Here is a 9,351-nt window from a genome sequence, read left to right on the forward strand (position 1 = left end):
TCGAACGCACCAGAATCGGGAGCTTGCGATGCGGAATTGCCCTGCGGGACCAAGGGGGTGAGGACGAAGGACCGCGACGCGTGACAGATGTGACAGATCTACAGGTTCGCCTACGCGCGCACATAATCCGTCAATACTTCGATCTGTCACACCTGTCACGCGATGTTATGACGTGCTTCTTTACTGTCCGCGTTGGTTGGCACGCCAGAACGTATGCCAGGAATGTGCACCCCGGATGCTGTTGAACCTGATTGACAGGCTTGTCTCAATCCGCCAGCCGGTGGTCAGGGAAGCTGCCGTTCCGAGCCTACCGGTAGCGCCGCGTGAGTCCGCGCTGCGACGAGATGGAGGGGAGGGTCATACCTCAGCCCCTTGCGGCCAGGCATAGTGTCAGCGGACCTGACATCGACATCGACCCGTGAAGTCAGGACTCCTGACCAGTTATCGGGATGATCGAACTGGGGGTCGGCTGCGGGGGCCAGGTTTCGGCGATGGGCGTGGTGTGAGCGCGTCCGTCGTGAGATTCTGCGGGGGTGTCCGATGCGCCGGCGGCTGCTCCTTCGGGGGTGGTGACGTTTCTCTTCACCGATGTGGAGGGTTCTACGCGTCGGTGGGAGTCTGACGCGGATGCGATGCGGGCCGCGCTGGTCGCTCATGACAAGGTGCTGCGCTCGGCGATTGAAGCGCACGGAGGATTTTTGTTCAAGCACACCGGTGACGGTGTGTGCGCCGCCTTCGCGTCACCGAAATCAGCCGTCGACGCAGCGGTGGCCGCCCAGGGGGCGCTGGAGTTGCCGGTGCGGATGGGCATCGCGACCGGCGAGGCCGAACTGCGCGACGGTGACTACTTCGGTGCGGTGCTGAACCGTGCGGCGCGGGTGATGGCCGCCGGGCCCGGCGGTCAGATCCTTTCGGCCGAGTCGACCGCGAGTCTGCTCAGCGGGGTGGATCTCCTGGATCTTGGGCCGCGACAGCTGCGGGACCTACCCACCCCGGTCGGGATGTTTCAGGTCCGAGCGCCGGGCCTGCAGACAGAGTTTCCCGCGTTGCGGGCGCTGGAAGCTAGTCCGGGGAATCTGCGGCCTCCCGCCACAAGCTTCATTGGGCGTGAGTTAGAGGTCGCCGAGCTGGAGACCGCGCTGAAGGCGCATCGGCTGGTCACGCTGACCGGGGTAGGTGGGGTCGGCAAGACCCGCCTGGCGGTGGAGGTAGCTGGCCGGCTCACCGATGAATTTCCCGACGGCGTTTGGTTTTTCGAGCTGGCTGCGGTCACCGACCCGGCGGCAGTACCCGACGCAGTGGCGGCGGTGTTGGGCATCACCCAGCAACCGGGCAAGACAGTGAGCGAGTCGGTGGCCGCCGCGTTGGAGGGCCGGTCGCGGCTGCTGGTGTTCGACAACTGCGAGCACGTTGTCGACAGTGTCGCGGATTTGGTCGAGGCGATCCTGGCCGCCTCGGCGACGGTATCGATTCTGGCGACCAGCCGCGAAGGATTGGGGGTCAGCGAAGAACAGTTATGGCGTGTCCCGTCGCTCGACATCGACTCTGGAACCGAATCCGCCGCGGTGAGCCTTTTCGTCGACCGTGCCCACAGTGTGGTGTCGGACTTCTCGCTGGCCCAGCCCGGCGAGGCGGACGCTGTCGTGGAGATCTGCCGCCGCCTCGACGGCATTCCGTTGGCCATCGAGTTGGCGGCCTCGCGGATGGCGTCGATGACGGTCAGCGAGGTGCGTGATCGGCTCGATCAGCGGTTCCGGCTGCTGGTCGGCTCCCGGCGCGGCCTGGCACGCCACCAAACCCTCCACCATGCGGTGGCGTGGTCCTACGACCACCTCGAGGACCCGGAGAAGGCGTTGCTGGGGCGGTGTTCGGTGTTCGCCGGGGGATTCGACCTCCAAAGCGCCTGCGCGGTCATGGGTTCTGATGATGACTTCGCCACCCTGGATCTGCTCGACGCCCTGGTGCGGAAGTCGCTGCTGGTGGCTGATCGGTCGGCGGGGCGAACCCGATTCTCGATGTTGGAGACGATCCGCCAGTTCGCCGAGGAACAACTCGCCGCCCGGGGTGTGGCCGAGGAGGTCCGGGCCGCCCATGCCCGCCACTTCGCCGGGCGGGAAACCGACATCATGACCCTCTGGGACAGCCCACGACAGCGGGAAGCCTACGAGTGGTTCGCTATCGAACTGGCCAATCTACGCACGGCGTTTCGGTGGGCCGCCGACCACGGCGACCTCGACGTGGCCGCCACCATCGCCACCTACGCGGGGTTCCTCGGCTATCTGATCGAGAATTATGAGCCGATAGCTTGGGCGGAAGAACTCATCGAACCAGCCCACGCCGTCGATCATCCCCGGCTCGCGTTCCTGTATGCGATGGCGGCGCTGTGCTGGATCGTGGGACGGATCGAGGAGGCTGTCCGCTATGCGGACGCCGCCCAGAGCACATGGTCGCGATACCCACGGACTCACAATGGCAGCCCTAGTCCTTGCATTGACGCTCGCCGGGTCCCATGACGAAGCGATGGCGGTCGGGAGAGGTCTGATCGACGCCGCCGAAGCTACGCGCAACCCGTGGGCGCTCTCGTTCGCGCTTTTCACCTACGGGTTCGCGTTCAGTGACGCCGATTCCGTCCGCGCACTGGACGCCCTGCGCCGGGGCCTCGTGATCGCTCAGGACAGCGGCAACCGCGCCAACGAGTCATTCCTGGCGGTCCCTCTAGCTCGAGCCGAGGCCAAATGCGGGGACCCGCTGCCGCACTCGAGCACGCCACGCTCGCGATCCGCAACCACCACGACTCAGGCAATGACACCCTTATTCGTTTGCCCTTGATAAACCTCGCCGTCTTCCTCGACCGGCTCGGTCGCTTCGACTCAGCGGCCACCATCGCCGGTTTCGCGTTCAGTCCCCTGACTGCCGCGTCCTTTCCCGAGGTCAACACCACAATCGCCCACCTACGCGTGGCCCTCGGCGACCAAACCTACGAATCGCTCGCCCGCAAGGGCGAGACGATGACCACCGCCGCCGTGGTGACCTACGCCTATGACCAAATCGACCAGGCCCGAGCAGAACTGGAACGCCTTGGTTGAGTTTCGCGCATCGAGTATCCAATGCGGGGCGACGCAGCGTGTTCTCAGTCGCCTTCAGCAGTCTGTTCGGCCAGGACGCGGTACACCGTCGCCCGACTCACGCCGAGAGTGTCGGCGATCGTGCTCGCCGATTCGCCGCTTGCGTGCATCCGCATGGCCAAAGCGGCCTTCTTCTTGTCGAGCGCCCTGGGTCGCCCGATGTGCTGCCCGCGTGCCCGACGCGCCTCCCGTGCGGCCATCCGGCGCTCCCGGCCTAGTTCCAGTTCCAGCTCCGCCAAGCTGGCAAGGACGCCGGCCACCATCCGTCCGGTCGCGTTGGAGCTGTCGATCCCCTCGCGCAATGACCGAAGAACGATGTTGTGCTCACCGAGCTCGCGGATCGTGGTCATGACTTCCGCAGCGTTCCTGCCGAGGCGGTCAATCCCCACCACAACGATGGCATCGCCGGGACGGGCGTAATCCAGCAACGCCGCGAGCCCTGGCCGCTGCTCGCGTGTAGCGATTCCAGACAGCTTGTCGCTGTAGACCCGCTTCGGGTCGACCCCCGCTGCGGTGAGCGCGTCGAGCTGTTGATCCAAGGACTGGTGGCCGGTGCTCACGCGGGCGTAGCCGAGTTGAGCGCCAGTGCTTGGGGCGGCGGCTGCGGTGGGCATGCCCTTGAGTTTGTCGCAAAAATCTCAGAAACACAACTATTGCGACGATAGTTCTGAGGCAACTTTTGCGACAGCATGACGTACGACTTCTTCTGCGTCAGTGGGGCTTGTGCGGCCTGTCTCACAACTAAAGTACTGAGAAACTACGGATCCTCAACGGATCCGCTTCATCGCGCCTTCCAGGTCCAGCCGTGGAGCTTCTCCGGGCGGGCTATCCGGCTGTCGGGCAGCTCGTTCCTCGCGTACTTCCGCCGTTGATTGGCGACCCACGTACCGAGCTGGTATCCCTCCTCGTCGACATGGGCGACCGGCACTCGGGCATGACCGTGCAAACGGATGAACGCCTTGGTCCGTTCGTACCCCTGCTCCCATTGCTCGTCCTGGGTGTTCCATGCCCATCCCGGCAGGCTTTCGAGGAGCTTGCGCCGTTCCGCGGAGATGGCCCTTCTTCTGAAAGCTCACCGCTGTTCCCCGACCCAGACTCCGAGTTTGACTGCGCCGGCCTGATAGGACTGGGGCACACGCGCGTTCCCGTTCTCCTCCGTGTATGGGTGCCCCGGCAGCATTCGCGCCGGCGGAAGTGCCATGCAGGCTGCCGTGCTGACCGCCCAGGGATGGTTAGGTGCGGTGCGTCAGCTTCGTGGCGCACTCCTCGCGCACGAACAACGCAAAGTCCGACCGGACGGCGTGCAACTCGTCGGCCCCACCTTATTGACTGCACTTGCGCGGAAGAGCACGCTCAAGCAGGCGGAGCCGACACGAAGAATGGGTCATCGAAACACGTCCATGATCCGCGTGCCCAGCAAATCTGTTTGCAGCAAACTGGATCGCATGAAACGGGATTCGGAGAATGCGAGATGACGACTGCACATGAAGTGCAAATCCATGCTCAACGGATCATCGAAGCTAACAAGCATCTACTCGTCTCGGGGGTGCTATCGCACTCCGGGCTGGCCAACCTGAGCGCCAGGCTCGACGCGGATCGGTTCTTGCTGACCACGACCGGGTATGTGCGAGAGTTGCGCCCTGACCAGCTGGCCACGGTCGGTCTCGATGGCGAGGTCCTTGACGGCGAGCTAGCGCCGGAGAACGCCGAAATTATCGCCATGCACAGCGTCGTTTACAACGCTCGCATTGACGTCGGCGCAGTAATTCACACCCACTCTCCCGCCGCGACGGCTTTCGCGCTGGCCCACCGGCCGTTGCCGTGCCGGTTTGAGCCGTTGTTGCGTTTCGGGCAGGCCGAAGACGTGCCAGTGGCGGCATGGGGACCTCGTGGGTCGGGTATGTCTGCTCGGAACATCGCCGAGGCTCTTGGACGACACCCGGCGACAGCCGCGGTTTTGCTGGCCAACCATGGTCTCTTGGCGTTCGGCCCTGACCCTCTTGCTACTGCTCGACTGCTGGTGGCGATCGAGGAAAGCGCCGAGGCAGAGCTGGCTGCGACCCGGATCGGTGGGGCGGTGGACTTCCCCGAAGGGTCCCTCGCCGCTGTCCGAGAGTCGATGGCGCGGGTGTCGTCGACGTCAGTGCTGTGAGCTTGGGCTACGCCCGGGTCGGCGCCGGTAGCCGATCGCAACTTGTCGCGCCAGCTTCGACATGGCAAGAGGGTATTCGCGCGTAAACGCCGAACGGTTCGTCGCCGCGTTGCCCTTGCCGGTCACCCGCTCCCTATCTAGCGGGGCCGAACATCTAGTTGCACGGACCTTGTATGGCATAGCATTCATGCTGCTCAGGCCGTGCCCCCGGCAGGATTCGAGCCTGCGGCCGGCTCATCGTCCCCGACAGTGATGGGGACGGCACCAGCCTGGTTGTGCAGGTGGTGGGTCCGCGTTTGTTCGACGCGCCTAACTCGCTGACGCCGGGTTGGGATCACCGCTTGTATTGGATCAGCGGGCTGCCTCGGGCTGAGCGAGCTGTAGATCCCAGCGGGTGGTCACCCGGACACCGATTGCGTCCTGGTCGGCGTAGCGCTCAGTGAGTAGCGCTACCGACGGGACCTGGTCCTGGGCAATGAACACGCGGGAGACATCCACCAAAGCGGCGCTGCCGCTGGCGATCTGGGTGGTAACCACGGCCGGGATGCCGACGATCGAGCCGGGACCGTTAGAGCCGGTGACGTTGTCGATGAAGAGCAATCGCCCGAGCGAGTCGCGGGAGGTTAGCACCGATCCATACCAGTCAGCAGGGTTGATCAGCCAGCGCGAGGTATCGGAGGCAGTTTCCGGGACGCTACCGGGTTCAGACCGCACCGTTGATGACTGATCACGGCCTGCGCTCCCGCAACAGAAAGCCTCTTTCGCCCGCTCACCGCGTGCCATAATCGACGCGCCGGATAGGCGGCTAGGAAGGGTCGACGGCAATGGCTGCTGGCTATACGAAGGCGTGGAAGGCGACATGTCCGCGTTGCTCACGCCGCTGCACGGAGAAAGACTTCGAGTGCGGCAACTGCGGTAGCTCCGGAATTTATCTCCAGGATCTGACAACTTCGTCGTTGGCTAAGAGTTATTGGTTTGGCTGTCGAAAGTGCAATCAGCAGGTCTCGGGATATTTGAAGTGCCCACAGTGCGAAACCAACGTGAAGGGGGTCGCCAAGAAGAAGGGGCTATTCGGATAGGGCTACCTCGTCCCAACTCCGGTTGCCCTCACCTGCGTCATGGCTTACCCGGCCCTCGGAGTATCTGACCTGCGGATAAGAGCGGACCTGCGCCGGGAAATTCATGGGATGGGAGCCGTCGGCGCGCGGGCCGCGCTTAGGTGCGGCCGTCGTTAGGACGGGCGCTGCGCGATTCAGCTCGTGGGCGAATCGTTGACGCAGAGGACAATGACGCACATGTCCGGCGCGCCGGTGTGGTTGCCGAGCCTGCTCTTCATAGCCGGCCTGCTGATCGTGGTCCTGCCGATCAGTATTGCGCGCATGACCAAGTACCGCTTTATCGCTTACCCCGACATCGTTGGTCTCATACGGTTCCGACCCTCGGTGGCGTCGTGGTTCTTGGCGCTGTCCTTCTGTCCGACGCTGGCGTATGTCGCGCTCCAAATGCCGCTGCCGGTAGCGGTGCCGATGACATCAACGGTGGTGCTGGCGGGCGTCTGGGCCGTCCTGCGCCCCTTACGTGCGGTCCGGAGTTGCTATATCGACCCCAGCGGCGCTGTGACCCTGATGCGCGGTAGCATCGCAATTCCCTTCGACCTCAATCACTTTCGCTACGTGCGGATGTACGTCAGCCGAGTGAACAAGGTCAGCCAACCGAGCATGCTGGTCATGTGTCGCGATCCGCATTCCGGCTCTCGGCCGCGTTGGGTCAACTTCGTGTTCCCATGCGTCAATACCGAGCGTGTCGTGCTGTTCTTCAACCGCTGGCGGGCCGCCGACGACTCGTTCATCGGGCCGCGCGAACTGGGCATGCTGTTTTTTCAAGCCTGTGTGCGAGCCGGGTGGACGCCGATAACAGAACGCAGCCCGTGGGGCACTCCCGAATGGGAAGTCGGCCCAGACGCCCTATAGATCTGTTCAAGGCGAAGGGTAAAAGGCTCGGTCGTGTGCTACCCGCCGCTGCCCGGGGCAAAGTCGCCGAGCTGCCCCCGATCGCTGATGTCCAGGACCTCCACGTCGTACCGATCCGACAACTCCTGGCCGAACGCCACAGCCTCTGGGCCCCCGTCGGTGTCGAGGAGGCCCAGCTCGACGATCTCGCCCGCGCGCGCCCGGTACTCGGCACGGGGGCTGATCTTCATCGTGGGTCGTGGCTGGTATGGCAACACGTCGAACAAGACGACCTTGCCGACCACCAGATACGTCCACGGCGGATCCACAACCCCCAGTCGCGACACGTCTCGCGCCACTCTTGGGAACCCGCGTGCCCGCGCGATCACGTCGGCGACCTCGATGTCGGCGTACCAACCGCACTCGCACCCCGGCGCCGGCGGCACGTGGTGCGGGATGGAGCATCCGGCGTCGGACAATTTCGTGGGCCACGAGATTTCCGAGTAGTACGGGGACCGCAGCACATCCCCGGAGATCCCGGTCCAAAAGCGATAGCCGACGGCAGTTTCCAAGCGGCCGAAACCAGGTGCGGTCAGGCGCTCGTCCAGCCACTCGTGCAGCCCGGGCATCGCGGCGTCGATAGCTACGAAGGCGTCCTCGAAATCAGCGCCGAATAGTGGATTCCGGACGTCGACGCACCTAAGCCGGTCGTCGTCAACGCCACGCTCGCGCAACACCCCCACATGTTCATGCCCCAACGCCACCACCAAATCAGCGGCAAGGTGCTCAGGACCGACGAGCGCAGCCCGATGCTCCTCCGGCACCGGATAACCACACTCACGCAGCACCCAACACGCCTGCTCGTCGGCGCGATCACCCACAGAAGCGAGGGTGCCCGCGCTGGACACCCGCACCACATCACTCAGACCACGCTCCCGCATCTGCTCAGCGAATAACGCGGCAGCCATGACCGATCGGGCGCGATTGAAACTGCATACAAATGCGACGTGCAGCCGAGGGCTACTCACAATCCGTACCGCTCCCCAAGCAGCGCGGCGAGGTCATCAGAGTCCTCCATCGAAGTTCGCGAATGTACCCAACTCGGCTCGAAACAGATTCTAGTTACGCCTAGACAGGCACGCGCGCCACGCCAACCGATTGTTGTCGGGACGGGGCTCGTCGTCGTCGCGCACCCCCGCCACCCACCCCAGCCGCATAGCGTGGCAACACTTCTCAGAGGTCCCGGGGCTGGAATCCTACCGATCGGCCGACGTCGAGCATGTTTTCTGCGAACCGCGCAAAGCAGCAGGCTCCTAACTGGAAAAGAATCGGTAGCCCCAAAGTGAACGCAAGAATTTCGCAAATGGTCGGCGGTAATTTTTCAGCACGACAGCAGCGAAAGGACCAATGTGAACCCGATGTTGCGAACAACGCGTATTCCCACTGGCCGGCAGCGCTCCCGAAGCGGACGATTCCGGTTTATGAGGAATCCCGTCCTTGGGGTAGCAGCCGCTCTGCTGGCGTCTACTGGTTTGGGGTGGGCCGCTTTGGGCCCGGCTGCAGGTATTGCCCACGCCGGGGCTTTTCACTGGTGCCCGGGCGACCCCCTGCCCAGGACGTTGCTGCCGAACACGAACAATCAATGGCTCACCATCAACCCAGCGTGGGACTCGAATGTCTGCCACGACTACGTGATCTCGGGCGGGCATGTGGAGGAAGGGATTCCGTGCACGCTGCCCCAATTTCAGTGGTTTCAGTGTCCACCTGGCACCACCCCCATGCCACTCATGAAGCCCGTCCCCAACAAGGGTGAGTGACTGATCAGCGAACCCTAGGCACGCTCGGCTGTCATGTGCATGTCGATGGTGCCCTGGCATGCGCCGCTCAAGATGTCGGTGTGCATGGTGCCGGCGAGTGACCCGTCAGGTTGGGGCGTGTAGCGCACGTCGGCTCGGGCCGGATTCCATTGGATCGACGTGTCGGGCATCATGCAGTCCCACTGGAAATCGTTGACTTGCGCCCAGGACGACCCATCCCAGGTGAATTGAACCGGCTGCGGAACCGTCGGGTTCCTCGGCGCAGGGCCGCTGACGATAGTGGCGACGCACTTTCCGCTCGCACAGCT

Annotated in this window: 9 protein-coding genes and 1 pseudogene; 5 read left to right on the forward strand and 5 right to left on the reverse strand. The window is 63.9% G+C overall.

Features of this window, described 5'->3' with window-relative positions:
* Positions 1–533 precede the first annotated feature (533 nt).
* Entirely contained in the window at positions 534–2,513 is a 1,980-nt protein-coding gene (locus VML93_RS21025) for an adenylate/guanylate cyclase domain-containing protein (protein ID WP_325613664.1), read from the forward strand.
* Between the two features lie 306 nt (positions 2,514–2,819).
* On the forward strand, positions 2,820–3,086 hold the full coding sequence (locus VML93_RS21030) for a hypothetical protein (protein WP_325613666.1): 267 nt from the start codon (positions 2,820–2,822) through the stop codon (positions 3,084–3,086).
* Between the two features lie 44 nt (positions 3,087–3,130).
* Here the strand turns inward: VML93_RS21030 and VML93_RS21035 are convergent, their stop codons facing one another.
* Both VML93_RS21035 and VML93_RS38650 read right to left on the reverse strand, forming a co-directional pair.
* Positions 3,131–3,739: a recombinase family protein gene (locus VML93_RS21035; protein WP_325613668.1), complete on the reverse strand. Its 609-nt coding sequence runs from the start codon at positions 3,737–3,739 to the stop codon at positions 3,131–3,133.
* A 167-nt stretch (positions 3,740–3,906) separates the two neighbouring features.
* Positions 3,907–4,179: a helicase associated domain-containing protein gene (locus VML93_RS38650; protein ID WP_414686409.1), complete on the reverse strand. Its 273-nt coding sequence runs from the start codon at positions 4,177–4,179 to the stop codon at positions 3,907–3,909.
* A gap of 145 nt (positions 4,180–4,324) precedes the next feature.
* On the opposite strand from VML93_RS38650, the gene VML93_RS21040 reads away from it, so the two are divergent.
* A complete protein-coding gene (locus VML93_RS21040) occupies positions 4,325–4,600 on the forward strand; it encodes a hypothetical protein (RefSeq protein ID WP_325613670.1) in 276 nt (91 codons plus the stop codon).
* Positions 4,597–5,277: a class II aldolase/adducin family protein gene (locus tag VML93_RS21045; protein WP_325613672.1), complete on the forward strand. Its 681-nt coding sequence runs from the start codon at positions 4,597–4,599 to the stop codon at positions 5,275–5,277. The genes VML93_RS21040 and VML93_RS21045 overlap by 4 nt, the downstream gene beginning before the upstream one ends.
* Before the next feature lie 351 nt (positions 5,278–5,628).
* On the opposite strand, the gene VML93_RS21050 is transcribed toward VML93_RS21045, so the two are convergent.
* A complete protein-coding gene (locus VML93_RS21050; RefSeq protein ID WP_325613676.1) occupies positions 5,629–6,138 on the reverse strand; it encodes a phage major capsid protein in 510 nt (169 codons plus the stop codon).
* A gap of 434 nt (positions 6,139–6,572) precedes the next feature.
* On the opposite strand from VML93_RS21050, the gene VML93_RS21055 reads away from it, so the two are divergent.
* Entirely contained in the window at positions 6,573–7,247 is a 675-nt protein-coding gene (locus tag VML93_RS21055; RefSeq protein ID WP_325613674.1) for a hypothetical protein, read from the forward strand.
* Between the two features lie 38 nt (positions 7,248–7,285).
* Here the strand turns inward: VML93_RS21055 and VML93_RS38655 are convergent, their stop codons facing one another.
* Together VML93_RS38655 and VML93_RS21065 are read right to left on the reverse strand one after the other, a co-directional pair.
* Positions 7,286–8,254, reverse strand: coding sequence for a hypothetical protein (locus VML93_RS38655; protein ID WP_414686408.1), 969 nt, complete (start codon positions 8,252–8,254; stop codon positions 7,286–7,288).
* Between the two features lie 803 nt (positions 8,255–9,057).
* Positions 9,058–9,351: pseudogene (locus tag VML93_RS21065) on the reverse strand (hypothetical protein); the annotation flags it as partial.

The sequence above is a fragment of the Mycobacterium sp. genome (assembly GCF_035499775.1).
Taxonomy (GTDB): Bacteria; Actinomycetota; Actinomycetes; order Mycobacteriales; family Mycobacteriaceae; genus Mycobacterium.